Genomic DNA, 16,345 nt, shown 5'->3' with positions numbered 1-16,345 from the left:
GGTTCCCTTTCCCGTCTCAACCGAGCGGCTTCAAATTGGCTTCGATCTGCGCCCGCTTCGGCTCCAGAAACGGCGGCAGCGACAGGCTCTCACCAAGGCTTTCCATCGGTTCGTCGACGGCGAATCCGGGTCCGTCCGTCGCGATCTCGAAGAGAATGCCGTTCGGCTCGCGGAAATACAGCGAGCGGAAATAATAGCGCTCGACCTCGCCGCTCGACGGGACACGAAAGCCTTTCACGCGCTCGGTCCATTCGTGCAACTCCTCGATGTCCGCGGCCCGAAACGCCACGTGATGCACGCCGCCGGCGCCCTGCCCGGCCCGTGGCAGGTCAGGCTCGACCGCCACATGCAGCTCCGCCGCGGGTCCGCCCTCGCCCATCTCGAAGGCATGGACGGTCGTCCCGTCCGCCTCGTAGGTCCGCGCTTTGCGCATATTCATGATTTCCGTCAGGATCGGCTCGGTCCGGCCAAGATCGGGAACCGACATGACGATCGGGCCAAGGCCCCGGATCTGATGCGTCTCAGGCACGCTGCTGCCATCCCAGGGGTTGGAATCGCCCTTCCCGCCATCATCGACCAACCGCAGGCGCTGGCCTTCCGGGTCCTCGAAGTCGAGCGAGGCGCGACCGTCGAGATCGCGGATGTCGCCCACCGCCACGCCCGCCTCATTTAGGCGCCCGTGCCAGAAATCGAGACTGTCGCGGCCGGCGACGCGCAATCCGGTGCGCGAAATGGCGTTGGTGCCGCGCCGTTCCGGCGCCGCCGGAAAGTCGAAGAAGGTGATGTCGGTCCCCGGACTGGCCTTTCCGTCGGCATAGAACAGATGGTAGGCGCTGGTATCGTCCTGGTTCACCGTTTTCTTGACCAGACGCAGCCCCAGCACCTCGGTATAGAAGCGGAGATTGCCGGGGGCGTCGGCGGTAATGGCGGTCAGATGGTGGATGCCCTTCAACGCGATGCTCATGGCGGTTGCTCCGTGCGGTTCAAATTCCTCGACGAAATAAGCGGATTCACACCCCCGATGAAAAGAGGCCGGTTCGTAACGAATCGTCTCTGTTTTGTGAACAGCCGTTTTCACATGCCGAACGGATAGCGGAGCGACGACGTGACTTTCTCCGATTGCACCACCCCCGGAGACCCCGAGACGATCACGCCGGATGCCCTCGCGGACGCGATCGCGGCGCGGCAAAAGTCCGGCCGCCTGATCGTCGCCATTGCCGGCTCGCCCGGCTCGGGCAAGAGCACCTTCGTCGAACGGCTCAGCGACCGCCTGAACGCCGCATCGCCGGGTTCGACCGACATTCTGCCGATGGACGGTTTTCATTTCGATGACGCCGTTCTCGCCGCGCGCGGCGATCGACCGCGCAAGGGCGCGCCGCACACTTTCGACGTCGACGGCTTGGCCGTCATGCTCGACCGGCTGCGGGCCGGCGACGGCCGCGACGTGGCGGTCCCGGTGTTTGACCGGGCGATCGAGATCGCCCGCGCCGGGGCCCGGATCATCGCGGCATCCACCCCCATCATCCTCGTCGAGGGCAATTATCTGCTGCTCGACGATCCCGCCTGGGCACCGCTGTGCCAGCGCTTCGACATGACGGTGATGCTCGCCGTGCCGGAGGCGGTGCTGCAAGACCGCCTGACCAAGCGCTGGGTCGGCTATGGCCTCGCTGGCGCCGCGCTACGCGACAAGATGGACGGCAACGACCTGCCCAACATGCGGCTGGTGCTGGAAAAAAGCGTCGCAGCGGATTTCGTGGTGGCGAACGTTTAGGGCCGGCTGCGGTCGGGGCCTCGTGGTGGCGAACGGCGCAAGGCGCCTCCTGAGGTGTGTCGGACATTCGGCACCCCATCGGAGTGCCTCAATCCGAGCCATGTCGGTCGTTCAAAGCCCGGTTGTCTGAACCGTGGAGCGGACGTTCGCCCGGTGAAACCGAATACGATTGTTCTATTTTAGATGGCCACTTCTCATGCCCTTTATTTCTCGTCCGAGGTGTGTATCTTACGCTTAGTCAGAAGTTAGATGTATGGATGGATACAATGAGGATATTATAGCATAAATTCTACGAATGGAGGGAGGATTCTAACGGAAAATAGAACCACAAGCGAATGCGGCGGCGGCACCTAAAGAACAACATTCATTCGAAACTGAATTTTCAAAACTGTTACCCAGTGTCGTCTCTTCTGATTTTTGTATCGGAATGGCGAACAGTTGAGAGTGACCGTAGAGGTGCCGGCCGACACGCCACCCATCGATTGGGGTGTAAGAGTAATATTTCTTATACATAAGTAAAGTAAAAAATCAATAATTGTAATGCCGATTGATTATAAATCAATAATTATAATATTAAATAGACAACTAAAAGGAGATCAAAAATGTATAGTCATGGCGCTTTCGTCTACGATCCAGATTATACAATCAATAAATATGGGTCTGCTAAGAAAGCGGCTCAGGCGATTTCCGCTTTAAACATGTCTCATGCCTGGCTTCGAGCCCACAACAAGAATGGCCTATGGAAAACGAGCGCGAACAAGTCGCTAGCCGATGCGATGCGTGATGTCGGGCTCTCCGTAGGGATTTGGGGCTGGTGCGACGGCAACAATCCCGATCGCGATCTCGAAAATCTTGACGCAGCAGTTAAGAGCTATGCGCCCGATTGCTACATAGCCGACATCGAAAACGGCGTCAGCGGCGCGCAATGGAACGTTGTCAGGGCCAAGAAATTCGGTAAAGAAGCCCGCAGCTTATTGGGGGAAACGCCTTTGGTCGTTTCCTCCTTCGGCTACATTGACTGGCACGAGCCGGAGATCATGTCGGCACTCGACGATTATGCAGACTACTTTGCACCACAGGTTTATTGGTTCTGGTTTCCAAACGCGAATATGATTGCCCAAACGCCGATCTCGGGCCTCAAAGAAAAGAGCCCTGCGGATTACACACGCGCCTGTATTTACCACTGGCAACAAGTCGTAACGAAGCCCTTAATCGTGACGGGTCAAGCCTATTGGGGCGAAGCGTCCGGTTGGACCCAGGCTCGCGCCGAGGAGAAACTCGAAGAATTCCTCAATGAGTTCGACGGCTACAAGGATATTGTCGGTTTCAATTGGTGGAATTTTGCGGCTGAGAGGGCAATGTCCGCGGAGATGGCCGACCGGATACGCGCGGCCGACCTCGACCAAAAATTACGGGATAAAAGCGCCCCACAGGCACCGACGAAACACGCCGACGCGGGCGCATCCGGTGAGGCCATGTCGGAAAGCGGTCCAGGCACACCAGCCACCTCGGGTGCAGGCACTATCTATTGGGTCGCAGCCGAGAAGCTCTTTCTGCGCTCCGCGCCCGACAGCGACGACAACAGTAATATCTTCCAAACCCTGGATCACGGCGTTCGGGCAATCCATACCGGGGGGGCGATTCAGAACGGTTACCTGCCATGCTCGGTCAAGGTAGACGGCACCGACCAAGAGGGTTTCCTATTTGCCCGCTATCTTCGGCACAATGAGAGCCAATTGGTCGAGCGCGCCATCCAAGAGGCCATTAGCGAGTGGATTCGCTTCGATAAAGGCGACGGCCGAGAGGACCGTCAACCCTATAGTAGCTACATTAACGAGATGTGGACCGCCCGGGGGCTCCCCGGGCTCAGCGGTACGGACATCAGCTCGCCCTGGTCGGCCGCGTTCATCTCCTTTATCCTCGAAAATGCCGGTTACACCAAGACGACCTTCGACATCCGCCATTCGACCTACATCCACGAGTCGATTCAGAACCGGATCCTCGGCCGCGACCGCGATTTCATTGGCTATCGGCTCGATGAGGCACAGCCGCAGGTGGGTGACTTGCTGTGTCAATGGCGCGAGACTGAGACCACCTATGACGAAGCGGAAACGCAAAGCAGGTTTCCCAGTCACACCGACCTAATCATCGCGGCCCGACCGCACGCGGTCATCACCCTCGGCGGCAATGTAGCCAACGCCACGAGCAACACCCGCGGCATCTCGGTTGAGACCAAGACTTTTGAGCGCCTTAGCAGTGGTTATGTGAAGGACGCGCGGCGTCTCTTTGCAATCATGAAGAACCAGCATCGCCCAAAATCGGAACAAATGATCGCCGTGTGATCGGACCGGTTCATCGCTTGAGCCATTGGTCAGCCCCGCGACTGGGCTGACCAACACCCTTCACCGAAGCGGACATACCGAGTGCGTGGGCGATAAGATGGGGTACTCTCCACTTGAAAGGCGATATGGGCCTTGAAAACAGAATTGCCCATTCTGTTTCAGCAAAATGCGTGCTCCGGAACGGCCGCTTGATCCCTACCGGGCGCCGAAAGCGGACTGACCGCCTCCGCCCAAAGCAGCAATCCGAAGCGGACACCGACACCCCAAAACCTTACCACCCTCCCCTAAAACTCGATGCCGACCTGCGCCTTCACGCCGGAGCGGAACGGATGCTTGATCATCTCCATCTCGGTGACGAGGTCGGCGATCTCGATCAGCTCGTCCTTGGCGTTGCGGCCGGTGACGACGACATGCTTCATCGCCGGCTTGCCCTTGAGGAATTCGACCACCTCGGCGATGTCGAGATAGTCGTAGCGCAGGACGATGTTGAGTTCGTCGAGCAGCACCAGCTGGTGCTCGTCATCCATGATCAGCGCCTTGGCCCGCTCCCAGGCGGCCTTGGCGGCGGTGATGTCGCGCTGGCGGTCCTGCGTCTCCCAGGTAAACCCGTCGCCCATCGCGGTCATCGTCACCTGGTCGGGAAAATGCTCCAGCACCTTGCGCTCGCCGGTCTCCCACTTGCCCTTGACGAACTGCACGATGGCGACCTTCATGCCGTTGCCGAGCGCCCGGAAGACGAGGCCGAAGGCGGCCGTCGACTTGCCCTTGCCCTTGCCGGTATGGACGATCAGAAGGCCCTTCTCGATCGTCTTGGTGGCGAGGATCTTGTCGCGCGCCGCCTTCTTCTTCTTCATCTTCTCGGCATGGCGGGCGTCGAGGTCTTCCTCCGACATTCCGTCCGTGATCTTGGCTTTGTCGGTCATGTTACGCCCTCCGTTTCCGCATCATCCAGCCTGTCCATAACACCCAGCTCGGCCCGCGCCGAGTTGGAGCGCGGCGTCCACAGGCCCCGGTCGATCGCCTCGGCGAGCCGGTCGCTCATCTCGCGATAGGCGTTCGGGTTGTTCTCCAGCATGAACGCGCGCACGTCGTCATCGGCGACGAAGGCCTGATAGACCGCGTCGAAATGATGATCGCGCACCGCGCCCGTCGTCGCGGAGAAAGCGAAGAGATAGTCGACCGTCGCGGCGATCTCGAAAGCCCCTTTATAGCCGTGGCGCATGATCCCGGCGATCCATTTCGGGTTGACGACGCGGGCCCTGACGACCCGACCGATCTCTTCCTCCAGCGTCCGCACGACCGGCCGCTCTGGCCGGGAATGGTCGTTGTGATAGACGACGGGCCGGGTGCCGGAGACATGTTCCACCGCCGCCGTCATCCCGCCCTCGAACTGGTAGTAATCGTCGGAATCCAGAAGGTCGTGCTCGCGATTGTCCTGATTCTGGACCACCGCCTCGATGCCGGCAAGTCGCGTCTCGAAACTCGTGCGCTCGGCCTCGCCTTCGGCGTCTGCCCCGTACGCATAAGAGCCCCAGACGAGATAGCTTTCCGCCAGATCGGCTTGTGTCTCCCAACCCTTTTCGTCGATCAGCGCCTGCAGCCCCGCCCCGTAGGCACCGGGTTTCGATCCGAAGATCCGGAAGCCGGCGCGCTTGTCCGCCTCTTCCGGTGACTGTCCTTCCGCTACGAAGGCCTGCCGCTCAGCCGCCATCCGCGCGGCGATCGGATTGTCGCCGGCTTCCTCGTCCAGCGCGCCGATCGCACGGACCGCCCGGTCGAACAGAGCGATCTGGTCCGGGAAGGCATCGCGGAAGAAACCGGAAATGCGCAGCGTGACGTCGACCCGTGGTCGCCCGAGTTCGGCGAGCGTCACGATCTCGTAGCCGGTGACGCGGCGCGAGGCGCGGTCCCAGACCGGCTTCGCCCCGATCAGCGCCAGTGCTTGCGCGATGTCGTCGCCGCCGGTGCGCATGTTGGACGTGCCCCAGGCGGTGAGCCCGATCGAGCTCGGCCATTCGCCGTGATCCTGAAGGTGGCGGATCACCAGGAGTTCGGCAGACTTCTTGCCGAGATGCCAGGCGGCTTCGGTCGGCACTGCGCGGGTGTCGACCGAGAAGAAGTTGCGGCCCGTCGGCAAGACGTCCGCCCGTCCCCGCGTCGGCGCGCCGGACGGTCCCGGCGGCACGAAGCGGCCGGAAAGCCCTGCGAGCAGCCCGGCGATCTCGGCCGGGCCGGACCCCGTCACCGCCGGCTTCAACCGCGCCGTCACATCCGCCATGACGACGCCTGTGGATTGCCACTCCGGCTGGGGCGCGATCTCGCCGGCGACGAGCTTTGCCGCCAGCAGTTCGATGCGCTCCACCGTATCGCCATGCGTCCGCCACGGGTCAGTGGACAAATTCCGCAAAACCTGTGGACGCGGCCCCTCCCACGGCGCCGCCATGTCGCAGTCGAGCGGATCGAACGGCGCCCCCTCATCGCTAAATAAATCCGCGGCGATCGCCCGGTGCAGCGAGGCCTCGCCCGGCTTCGTCCCGCGCGGAAGCCGCGCCAGCGCCACGACGAGATCGGTCAACAGCCGCCCCTCCGGCGCCAGTCCGAAAACGTGCAGGCCGTCGCGGATCTGCATTTCCTTCAGGTCGCAAAGATAGGCGTCGAGCTTTTCCAGCGCCGTCTCCTCGGCGTCCTTCGCCGCGATCCCGGCATCGTGGTCGAGGCCGATGTCGCGGACCAGATCGAGAATGCGCCCCTTCAACAGCGTCAGCCGGCGCGGGTCGGTGCCGGCCGCCTCGTAATATTCGTCGACCAGCGCCTCCAGGTCGCGCAGCGGCCCGTAGGTCTCCGCCCGCGTCAGTGGCGGCGTCAGATGGTCGACGATGACGGCGCTGGTCCGCCGCTTGGCCTGCGTGCCCTCGCCCGGATCGTTGACGATGAACGGGTAGAGATGCGGCAACGGCCCGAATACCGCCTCGGGAAAACAGCCCTCCGACAGCGCCAGCGCCTTGCCCGGCAGCCATTCGAGATTGCCGTGCTTGCCCATATGGACGACGGCGTCCACGTCATATTCGGTGCGCAGGAAAGCATAGAGCGCCAGATAATTGTGCGGCGGCACGAGGTCCGGCGAGTGGTAGGTCTCCTTCGGGTCGATGTTGTAGCCGCGCGCCGGCTGGATGCCGACCAGCGTCTCGCCGAAACGCGCCAGCGGCAACGCGAAGGCCGCCTCGCCGCGATGCGTCACCACGAATGGGTCGCTCTCCGGCGCGCCCCACCGCTCGATCACCGCCGACCGCACGGCCTCCGGCAGTCCCGCGAAGAACCGTCGATAGGCCTCGACCGACAGCGTCTCGCGCACCTTGCGCATCGCGGTGCCGGCATTGGTCGGACCGGCCATCAGATGGTCGATCAGCGCGTTGCCATCAGCGGGAATATCCATCACCGGATAGCCCGCCGCCGCCATCGCCTCGAGCACTTCGATCGTCCCGGCCGGCGTGTCGAGCCCTACCCCGTTGCCGAGCCGCCCGTCCCGGTTGGGATAGTTGGCGAGCAGGATCGCCACCCGCTTCTCCGAAACAGGCTTCCGCCGCAGCCGCGCCCAACGGGCCGCGAGCTCGGCGACGAACGCCACACGGTCGGCCACCGAGCGGTGCGCGACGATGTCCGTCTCGGTTAGCGCGTCCCATTCGCCGGCCGACTTGAAGGCAATGGCACGCGACAGCACCCGGCCGTCGACCTCCGGCAGCGCGACGCTCATCGCCAGATCACGGGCCGACAACCCTTGCGCGGATGTCTTCCAGCTTTCCGCCGACCCGCTCGCGAGAACTGCCTGCAGGACGACAGCCCCCTGTTCCTCGAGCACGGTCGGCACCCCCTCTCCGCCCGGCGAGGACACCGCGAATCCGGTCAGATTGACGACGACGTCCGGAGCTCGACCGGCGAACAGTGCCCGCACGGTCTCGATCGACACCGGGTCCTTCAGGCTGGAAACGAAGATCGGCAGCACCACCAGCCCCCGCGCGGCCAGCGCCCGCGCCAGCGCCTCCACCGGCTCGGTCTGCCCGCTCTGCACCAGCGCCCGGTAGAACACGATCGCGGCAAGGGCGCGCGCGCCCACCTCCCCATCAAGGGGAGGGTGAGAAGCCCCAATCTCCAGCACCCCCGCCTTCAACAGCGGTTGCGCCTCGGCCGGCCATTCGCCGCCGCCAAGGATCGCGCCGCAACCCTCCAGGAATTTCCCGGCATTCGCCGCGCCGCCCTCGACCAGATAGCGCCAGAGCCGGTCGCGCTCGGCGATCGGAATCGTGGTGTAGTGGTCGAGCCCCTCATCCGGCTTGTCGTCGCCGGGTACGACTGCGAGCTTGGCTCCCGCCGCCTGCGCGTTGGCGAGCAGCGCGTCCAGCCCGTAGGGCCAGTACGCCGCGCCGCCGAGCAGCCGCACCACGACGAGCTTGGCGTGGCGCAGCGTTCGCTCGACATAGACATCGACCGACATAGGATGTCTGAGGCGCAGGAGATTGGCGAGGCGCAGCGTCGGCGCCGCATCGCCGAGGCGCCGGGCCGCCGCCGCAAGGCTGGCGATCTCCGTGTCGGCCGCCGACAGCACAACGACATCGGCCGGCGACTGGCCGAGGTCGACCGCCTCGCCGCCGTCGTCGATCGTGCCTTTCTGGGCGAGAAGGAGATGCAAGGAAAGCGCCCGCTACTCGGCGGCTTCTTTGGCCGCGCTCTCGGCCAGCGCCCGGATCTCGGCCTCGATCCGCACCGCGTCGATACCGTCGTGCAACCCGATGACGACAAGACGCGTGGCCCGGGTTTCGCCGGGTGCCCAGGCACGGTCGAAATAGGTTTCGATACGCTTGCCGACCGCCTGCACGACCAGCCGCATCGGCTTGCCCGGCACATCGGCGAAGCCCTTCAGCCGCAAGATGTCGTGGGTCGCGATCAGTCTCGACAGACCCTTTGCGAAGGTCGCGGGATCAGGAACAGTGCCGGCGTCGACGACGAAGCTCTCGAACTCGTCATGGTCGTGGTCGTGCGCCTCGCCTTCATGCTCAAGCTCGTGATGCGATTTGCGCGCCGCGATGAGATCTTCCGTGCCGGCCGCGATGCCGAGCAGCACGTCTGCCGGCAGCTTGCCGCCCTCCGCCGTGACGATCTTCACCGCGCGCGCGCTCTTCTGCCCGATCTCACGCCGCACCCGCTCCAGTGTCGGAGCGTCGACCAGATCGGCCTTGTTGAGCACGATGAGGTCGGCTGCCGCGATCTGGTCCTCGAACAACTCCTCCAACGGGTTGTCGTGGTCGAGGCTCGAGTCCGCCGCCCGCTGGGCCGCGACCTTCACCTCGTCGTCGGCGAAGCGGCCGTCGGCGACCGCCGCTGTATCGATCACCGTAACGACGCCGTCGACGGTCACCCGCGTCTTCACCTCCGGCCAGTTGAAGGCCGCGACCAGCGGCTGCGGCAAGGCGAGACCCGAGGTTTCGATGACGATGTGATCGGGTACGCGCTCGCGCTCCAAAAGCTTGGTCATAGTCGGGATGAAGTCGTCGGCCACGGTGCAGCAGATGCAGCCATTGGTCAGTTCGACAACGTCGTCCTCGCTGCACGTTTCGATACCGCAACCCTTGAGGATGTCACCATCGACGCCGAGATCGCCGAACTCGTTGATGATCAGCGCGATCTTCCTCCCCCCGGCATTCTGCAGGAGGTTGCGGATCAGCGTCGTCTTGCCGGCTCCGAGGAACCCGGTGATGACGGTGGCGGGAATCTTCTGGCCCTGCATGGAGTGCCTCCGTTGTCGCGATCGCCTCGACCTTGGCGGTCGGCGATCAGCCCTTCAATATCATCGGTAGGCCGGCGGTGACGAAGAGGACCTTCGCCGCGACCGCCGCAACCGCTTGGTGCAATCGGCCCGCGTGATCACGAAAATCACGGGCCATCTCGTTTTCCGGCACGATCCCGAGCCCGACCTCGTTGGAAACGAGGATCACCGAACCTGGAACCCTCGTGGCGAGGCAGTTGACCAGCGCCTGGCATTCCGCGGCGATCGGACGCCGCTCCATCATGAGGTTGGTCAACCACAGCGTCAGGCAATCGACGAGGACCACGCGCTCTGGCCCCGCTTCTCGCCCGATCGCGGCAACCAGATCGAGCGGCACTTCAACCGTTCGCCAGCCGTTGCCACGTCGCCCCTGGTGCTCGCCGATACGCGCCTCCATCTCGGCGTCGAAAGCCCTGCCGGTCGCGAGATACACGGGAGCAAGACCGCTTGCTTCGGCCAGTCGCTCGGCAAGGGCGCTCTTGCCGGAGCGGGCTCCGCCAAGAACGAGAGTGACGCCATCGCCGAGCGTTGGGCTCACGCCGCGCGAGTCCCGAACCGGTCCATCGCGAGGCCAACGCCAAGCCCCAGCAGGACCCAGAACACGGCCGTCGTCGCCAGTGAAATGACCGCGAACTCCGCCGCAAGGGTCGGCGGAACCGGGCTTGTAAGGTCGGCGATATGCGGCGCGCCGACTACATGCGGCACGGCGAGCAACACCACGCCTGCGACTTTCGCCCATATCTCGCGTCGAAGCACGAGCAGATAAAGCGCCCCCGCCGTCAGCGCGACAACGCCCGCCCACCAGACCTGCCGCTCGAACAGATCGGCGGCCGGCATCGCCGGCAGTTCCGGCGGCAGTCCGAGCGCGGGCGCCAGCCCCACGGTCGCAAAGCCTGCCAAACCCCATAGAACGCCGTTCGACCGGGTGATCGCGCGGCCGGTGAGCAGGCTGACTGCGGCAAGGATCAGCGCGAAGCCGCCGCCCGCCACGATATTCGCCGACAGCGTGCCAAGCAAACGGCCGAAGAACGGAGATACGCCCGCCGTATCGTCGTCCGCCCGCACTGGCGTCTCGTGGTCATTGGCGAGAACCAGTTCGCCACCGAACAGCGCCGACATTTGCTGGCTTTCCGTCGGGCCGCCGAGATCGGCACGGGCAGCCTCGTGTCCTGCCGCCCCGCTCTCGTATTCCTCGGCTTGGAGGATGAGCGGAACCACGCCCAAATATTGGACCGGCGTCATCACGACACCGACAAACAGGCCGGCAACCAGCGCGGCCAACAAAAATCTTACAACCATAACGATACCCCTTCCGCGCCGACGAGGTCGGGCGGCCTTGAACGATACGAAAAAGCAAAAGCCCGGTCCGCACTATGGCAGCCGGGCAACAAATGCTTAGTGGCAGGGGAAACCGTAGGAATGCCGGACATCGTGCGCCGTATCATGCACCGCCGCCGAATGGGCGAAACCGATGCCGAAGACGAAAAACGCTCCGAGAACCAGCGCGGCGAGTCCGGTCGCGATACGCGTCGGTGCTTCGGCTTGGGCGATGCTATAGGTCGTTGCAGTCATATCAACCTCCGTGACGGCCGCGAGATTGCGGCGGTTTCCAAGGCCGGCAGGTCTCCTGGCTCACGGGTCTTCAGTCGCCGCCTCGCCTTCCCGAAGCCGAAGCTTCAGTGGCTTTCCGATCCGTCCGCCGATGCCGGTGACATCGTCGGAACGGGTCGGCGGTGACGACCTCGCCGCTCTACAGTCGCGGGGTCGGCTGCGATGAAGGCCCCCTGCTTGGGTCGGCCCGTCGCATTCCCTCTTCGCCCCAGCCGCTTGGCAGCCGGGGAACCGTCCTTCGAGCGGATCGGGCATTTCGCCCATTTCCGCTCAATTCGTCACAGTAGCGATCGCGACCCATGGCGCAAGCGATTTCGCGCACAAACAGGATGTCCGAAACGCATCGCGGCCCGGCCGCGCAATGCGCAGCCGGACCGCTCGATCGCTTTCGATGGAAGGAAGCTGGCGTCAGCGCGCGGCGGCCTGCTCGCAGGCTTCGACGTGCTTGGCCAGCGCCTCGGTCGAGAGAATGGAGCTGATCGTGCGAATGTCGCGGTTCTGGAACTTCGGCGTCTGCTGCAGTTCCTTCAACCGCTCCAGGAGGGTTACTCGGCTCATGCTGGTTTCCTTTTCCTGTCGGGAGCCGCCGCGATCGAGTGCGGTGGGCTCGTTGGGCGAGCGGCCGTCAGGCCGCCCGCACGCTGGCGGTCGTGGGAATCTCGATATCGACCTCGAGGGTCGAAACGTTCTCGCCGCGATCCATTTTGACGCTCACCATGTCGCCATCGACCTGCACATGCTTGGCGATGACGGCCAGAATTTCCTCCCGAAGCAGGGCCACGAGATCGGAGTGCCCGACCGTCGCCCGTTCGTGCGCGAGCAGTATCTGCAGGCGCTCGCGCGCCATCGGCGCCGAGGTCTGTTTGCTGAAGAAACTGAAAAGGCTCATGCCGCCCTCCGTCCGAAGAGTTTGCCAAACAGGCCGCGCCTCTCGCCGGGTATCGACATCGGCACCTGTTCGCCGGCAAGGCGACGGGCGGCGTCTCTGTAGGCGAGAGCCGGCGCGCTCTGATTCTCGCCAAGCGTCACCGGCGTTCCGAGATTCGACGCCCGCAACACATCCATGCTCTCGGGGATAATGCCGAGGAGCGGGATCGACAGGATGTCGAGAACGTCCTCCACCTTCAGCATGTCGCCGCGCTCGGCACGGGCGGGGTCGTAGCGGGTCAACAACAGATGTTTCTCGATCCGCTCGCCGCGCTCCGCCTTGGCGGTCTTGGAATCGAGCAAACCGATGATCCGGTCCGAGTCGCGCACCGAAGACACTTCCGGATTGGTGACGACGACAGCGACGTCGGCATGGCGCATGGCGAGTGTCGCGCCCCGTTCGATGCCGGCCGGACTGTCGCAGATCACCCAGTCGAAGGTCTTTTTCAACTCTTCCATCACCAGTTCGACGCCCTCGGACGTGAGGTTGTCCTTGTCGCGCGTCTGCGAGGCCGGCAGCAGAAAGAGCGTCTCGAGACGCTTGTCGCGGATCAGCGCCTGCGTCAGCTTCGCGTCGCCCTGGACAACGTTGATGAGGTCGTAGACCACGCGCCGCTCGGCTCCCATGACGAGATCGAGATTGCGCAGGCCGACGTCGAAATCGACGACCACCGTCTTCTCTCCGCGCTGGGCCAGCGCCGCCCCTAGCGCGGCGGTGGAGGTCGTCTTGCCAACGCCTCCCTTGCCCGAGGTCACCACGATTACTTTTGCCATCTCGCTCTCCTGCTTTCCGGCCGCTTGCAGCCTCAGCCCAGAATTTCCGCCTTGATCGTATCGCCTTCGAGCCAGACCTGGACGGCCTGGCCGCGGTATGTCGGTTCCATGTCCTCGGCCGTCTTGTAGAGACCGTCGATCGCCACCAGCTCGGCTTCGAGCTTGCGGCAGAAGATCCGCGCCGAAGCGTTGCCGACAGATCCCGCCATCGCCCTGCCCCGAAGCGTTCCGTAGACGTGGATCGAACCGCCGGCGACGACCTCCGACCCCGATGCCACCGATCCCAGAATGGTCACGTCGCCCTCGGGAAAGATCACCGACTGGCCGGAACGCACCGGCTCCGTAATGATGATCGACGGCATCGCCTTGACCGGCTGCGGGTCGGGTGCCTGCGCGGTGGCCGGTTTGCTCGCCGTCTTGGATTTCGTCGATTCCGTCTTTTTCGGCGCGGACTCAGCCACCGGTGGTTCGAAATCGGCGGCAGGTCTGCCGCCCTTCATCGCCGGCGGCATACCGAAGCCGAGCAGCGACGCGCGCGCGCCTTCGATCCCCATGATCCGCACACTGCGCTCGCCGAGTTCGCCGATCAGCTCCTTCAACTGCGGCTGGTCGATATCGAGCCCGTCGACGTCGAGCACGATCGGCCGCCCCAGGAAAAAACCGGTGGAGCGGGCGGCAAGGTCGTCGAGCCGGGTCAGCCACGCGTCGAAGGGAAGTTCCGGCGCGAGAACGAGGGCGAGAAACGAGCGGCCCTTGAGTCGGATCGGGCGGGTATCGGTTAGGGTCTTGGTCATCTCGGTTAATTTTCGGTTGCTACGGCGATCTAAGCGGGATGGGGTTAACCAGTGCTTAACGCGCGGAGCCTGCGCCGGGCTGACGCGAGTCCGCCCGCTGTGGAGGCCGATTGTGTCGATCCCGAGATCGCAAATGGTCCCTACCGAGGCATCCATCTCAAGCGTGGCCAGCGAGCGGATTGCGCGCCGGAAAACTGCCACCTTGCCTGATCCGCCGGCTTAGTCAGCGGCGAGGCCGAAGCGCGCGCCCTGGTGCTCGCCGAGCTTCGGCGCCGGCCGGTCCAGGGAAAGTTCGGCGTCTCCGTAAACGATCGGAGTACGAACGCCAGCAATGCCTTGTGGCGCAATCTTCATGTTTCGATGCAGGATTTGCGGATCGGAGAAAACGCCCGCGACATCATTGATCGGTCCGGCCGGCACTCCGACCGCCTCGAGTCCCGCCAGGAGGTCGTCGCGCGTCCGCGCAGCGATCGTCGCCGTCAGGATCGGCGTGAGCGCGTCGCGGTTCGCGACCCGCGCCTCGTTGGTCCGATAGCGTTCGTCCATGGCCAGATCACCCAATCCGAGCACGCCGCAGAGCCGCTCGAATTGGCGGTCATTGCCGCAGGCGACGATGAGGTGGCCGTCGACGACCGGAAAGACCTGGTAGGGCACGATATTGGGATGGGCGTTGCCGAGTCGTCGCGGCGCGACCCCTGTGGCGAAGTAGTTCAGCGCCTGGTTGGCGAGGACTCCGGCCATGCAGTCATAGAGGGCCATATCGACGAACTGGCCGCGGCCCGTCCGCTCGCGATCGGCCAACGCCGCCTGGATGGCGATCGTCCCATACAGCCCGGTGAAGATATCGGCGAAGGCGACGCCGATTTTTTGCGGCTCGCCGTCCGGCGCTCCGGTCAGGCTCATGATTCCGCCCATGCCCTGGATCATGAAATCGTAGCCGGCCCGGCCCGCATAGGGTCCGTCCTGGCCGAAGCCGGTGACCGAGCAATAGACGAGGCGTGGATTGACGGATTTGAGGCTGTCGTAGTCGAGGCCGTATTTCTTCAGGCCGCCGACCTTGAAATTTTCGATCAGAACGTCCGCCTCGGACGCCAATTCGCGAACCTGCGCCCGCCCCTCCTTGGTGGCAAAATCCGCCACCACCGACCGCTTGCCCCGATTGCAGGCGTGGAAATAGGCGGCCGTCCGCTCGCCGTCCCGTTCGATGAAAGGGGGTCCCCAGCCGCGCGTATCGTCACCGGCTGGGCTCTCCACCTTGATCACGTCAGCACCGAGATCGGCCAGCGTCTGACCGATCCACGGTCCGGCCAGGATGCGGGCGAGTTCCAGGACCTTCAGGCCGGTGTGGGGAGATTGGCTCATAAAGTCGCCGTGCCGCTCCCGGCGCATCCTGTCAAGCAGCGCCGGCGACGACGCTGTCGGCTTGAGCAGCCCGCCTCAGTCGACGAACGCCCGCTCCACCACATAGGTTTCCGGCCGGCTGTTGGCGCCTTCCACGAAGCCGCGTGCGTCGAGCAGTCTCTCTGTATCCTTCAGCATCGCCATGGAGCCGCAGATCATCGCCCGGTCATCGGTCGGATCGAGTGGCGGAATGCCGAGTTGGTCGAACAGGCGACCGGTCTCGATCAGCGTGGTGATCCGGTGACGGCGGGTTTCGCCCTCCCGCGTCGCGCTGGCGTGAAACAGCAGCTTGTCGCCGATGAATTCGCTCATCAGCTCGTCCGAACGGGCCGCCTCGACCAGATCCCGCCCGTAAGCCAGTTCGGCCTCGAACCGGCAGGTCTGGGTGAGGATCACCTGCTCGAACTTCTCGTAGGTCTCGGGATCGCGAACCACTCCCGCGAAAGGCGCGATACCGGTGCCAGTGGAGAACAGGAACAGCCGTTTTCCGGGCTTCAGCGCGTCGAGCACCAGCGTGCCGGTCGACTTCTTGCGCATCAGCACGGTGTCGCCAACGGTAATCTTCTGCAGATGCTCGGTCAGGGGACCGTCGGGCACTTTGATCGAGAAGAACTCCAGTTCCTCGTCCCAGGATGGGCTGGCGATCGAATAGGCGCGAAAAACAGGCTTCTCCGCGTTCGGCAGCCCGATCATGACGAATTCGCCCGAGCGGAACCGGAAGCTCTGCGGCCGGGAGATGCGGAACGAGAACAAGCTGTCCGTGTAGTGCGTGACCGACGTCACCGTTTCAGCGAAAACACCTGCCGGAATCGGAAAGGCGGTTTCCGGCGTACGTTCCATCTGGAGAGCGAGAGAACTCATCGGGTTTCGTCCTTTTCCATTCGCAATCGGCGCGTTGCACCACTCA

15 protein-coding genes and 1 riboswitch are annotated in these 16,345 nt (G+C 63.9%); of the genes, 2 read left to right on the top strand and 13 right to left on the bottom strand.

The genetic code is table 11. The features are described from left to right. Positions 1–16: 16 nt before the first annotated feature. Positions 17–964, bottom strand: coding sequence for a ring-cleaving dioxygenase (locus VSX60_RS07640; RefSeq protein WP_327623555.1), 948 nt, complete (start codon positions 962–964; stop codon positions 17–19). A gap of 141 nt (positions 965–1,105) precedes the next feature. Between VSX60_RS07640 and VSX60_RS07635 the strand changes: the two genes are divergently transcribed. Both VSX60_RS07635 and VSX60_RS07630 read left to right on the top strand, forming a co-directional pair. After that, on the top strand, positions 1,106–1,771 hold the full coding sequence (locus tag VSX60_RS07635) for a nucleoside/nucleotide kinase family protein (RefSeq protein ID WP_327623554.1): 666 nt from the start codon (positions 1,106–1,108) through the stop codon (positions 1,769–1,771). A 602-nt stretch (positions 1,772–2,373) separates the two neighbouring features. Continuing rightward, on the top strand, positions 2,374–4,113 hold the full coding sequence (locus VSX60_RS07630; RefSeq protein ID WP_327623553.1) for a DUF2272 domain-containing protein: 1,740 nt from the start codon (positions 2,374–2,376) through the stop codon (positions 4,111–4,113). 284 nt (positions 4,114–4,397) lie between these two features. Here VSX60_RS07630 and cobO read toward each other — a convergent pair whose 3' ends face one another. From cobO to VSX60_RS07570, 12 genes are all read right to left on the bottom strand, one after another. Then, on the bottom strand, positions 4,398–5,036 hold the full coding sequence (cobO, locus tag VSX60_RS07625) for a cob(I)yrinic acid a,c-diamide adenosyltransferase (protein ID WP_327623552.1): 639 nt from the start codon (positions 5,034–5,036) through the stop codon (positions 4,398–4,400). After that, a complete protein-coding gene (gene cobN / locus VSX60_RS07620; protein WP_327623551.1) occupies positions 5,033–8,797 on the bottom strand; it encodes a cobaltochelatase subunit CobN in 3,765 nt (1,254 codons plus the stop codon). The genes cobO and cobN overlap by 4 nt, the downstream gene beginning before the upstream one ends. A gap of 12 nt (positions 8,798–8,809) precedes the next feature. Beyond that, positions 8,810–9,892 (bottom strand): cobalamin biosynthesis protein CobW, encoded by a 1,083-nt coding sequence (gene cobW, locus VSX60_RS07615; RefSeq protein ID WP_327623550.1) that lies wholly within the window; start codon positions 9,890–9,892, stop codon positions 8,810–8,812. Between the two features lie 46 nt (positions 9,893–9,938). Beyond that, entirely contained in the window at positions 9,939–10,469 is a 531-nt protein-coding gene (gene cobU / locus VSX60_RS07610; protein WP_327623549.1) for a bifunctional adenosylcobinamide kinase/adenosylcobinamide-phosphate guanylyltransferase, read from the bottom strand. Beyond that, positions 10,466–11,230: a CbtA family protein gene (locus tag VSX60_RS07605; protein WP_327623548.1), complete on the bottom strand. Its 765-nt coding sequence runs from the start codon at positions 11,228–11,230 to the stop codon at positions 10,466–10,468. The genes cobU and VSX60_RS07605 overlap by 4 nt, the downstream gene beginning before the upstream one ends. 96 nt (positions 11,231–11,326) lie before the next feature. Beyond that, positions 11,327–11,503, bottom strand: coding sequence for a CbtB domain-containing protein (locus VSX60_RS07600; RefSeq protein WP_327623547.1), 177 nt, complete (start codon positions 11,501–11,503; stop codon positions 11,327–11,329). Between the two features lie 28 nt (positions 11,504–11,531). Further along, positions 11,532–11,793, bottom strand: a riboswitch (cobalamin riboswitch). A gap of 157 nt (positions 11,794–11,950) precedes the next feature. Further along, positions 11,951–12,100 carry a hypothetical protein gene (locus VSX60_RS07595; RefSeq protein WP_327623546.1) on the bottom strand — a complete coding sequence of 50 codons (150 nt, stop codon included), beginning with the start codon at positions 12,098–12,100 and terminating at the stop codon, positions 11,951–11,953. Between the two features lie 67 nt (positions 12,101–12,167). Continuing rightward, entirely contained in the window at positions 12,168–12,431 is a 264-nt protein-coding gene (gene minE / locus VSX60_RS07590; RefSeq protein WP_327623545.1) for a cell division topological specificity factor MinE, read from the bottom strand. Next, positions 12,428–13,243 (bottom strand): septum site-determining protein MinD, encoded by an 816-nt coding sequence (minD, locus tag VSX60_RS07585; RefSeq protein ID WP_327623544.1) that lies wholly within the window; start codon positions 13,241–13,243, stop codon positions 12,428–12,430. Before minD ends, minE begins: the two co-directional genes overlap by 4 nt. 32 nt (positions 13,244–13,275) lie before the next feature. Then, entirely contained in the window at positions 13,276–14,037 is a 762-nt protein-coding gene (gene minC, locus VSX60_RS07580; RefSeq protein WP_327623543.1) for a septum site-determining protein MinC, read from the bottom strand. A 219-nt stretch (positions 14,038–14,256) separates the two neighbouring features. Continuing rightward, complete coding sequence (locus tag VSX60_RS07575; RefSeq protein ID WP_327623542.1) at positions 14,257–15,399, bottom strand: CaiB/BaiF CoA transferase family protein; 1,143 nt, start codon at positions 15,397–15,399, stop codon at positions 14,257–14,259. Positions 15,400–15,474: 75 nt separating this feature from the next. After that, positions 15,475–16,299, bottom strand: a complete 825-nt coding sequence (locus VSX60_RS07570; protein ID WP_327623541.1) for a ferredoxin--NADP reductase — start codon at positions 16,297–16,299, stop codon at positions 15,475–15,477. Positions 16,300–16,345: the final 46 nt, after the last annotated feature.

The organism is Aurantimonas sp. A3-2-R12 (assembly GCF_036016755.1).
GTDB lineage: Bacteria > Pseudomonadota > Alphaproteobacteria > Rhizobiales > Rhizobiaceae > Aurantimonas > Aurantimonas coralicida_A.
This window is presented reverse-complemented; position numbering and strand designations above follow the sequence as displayed.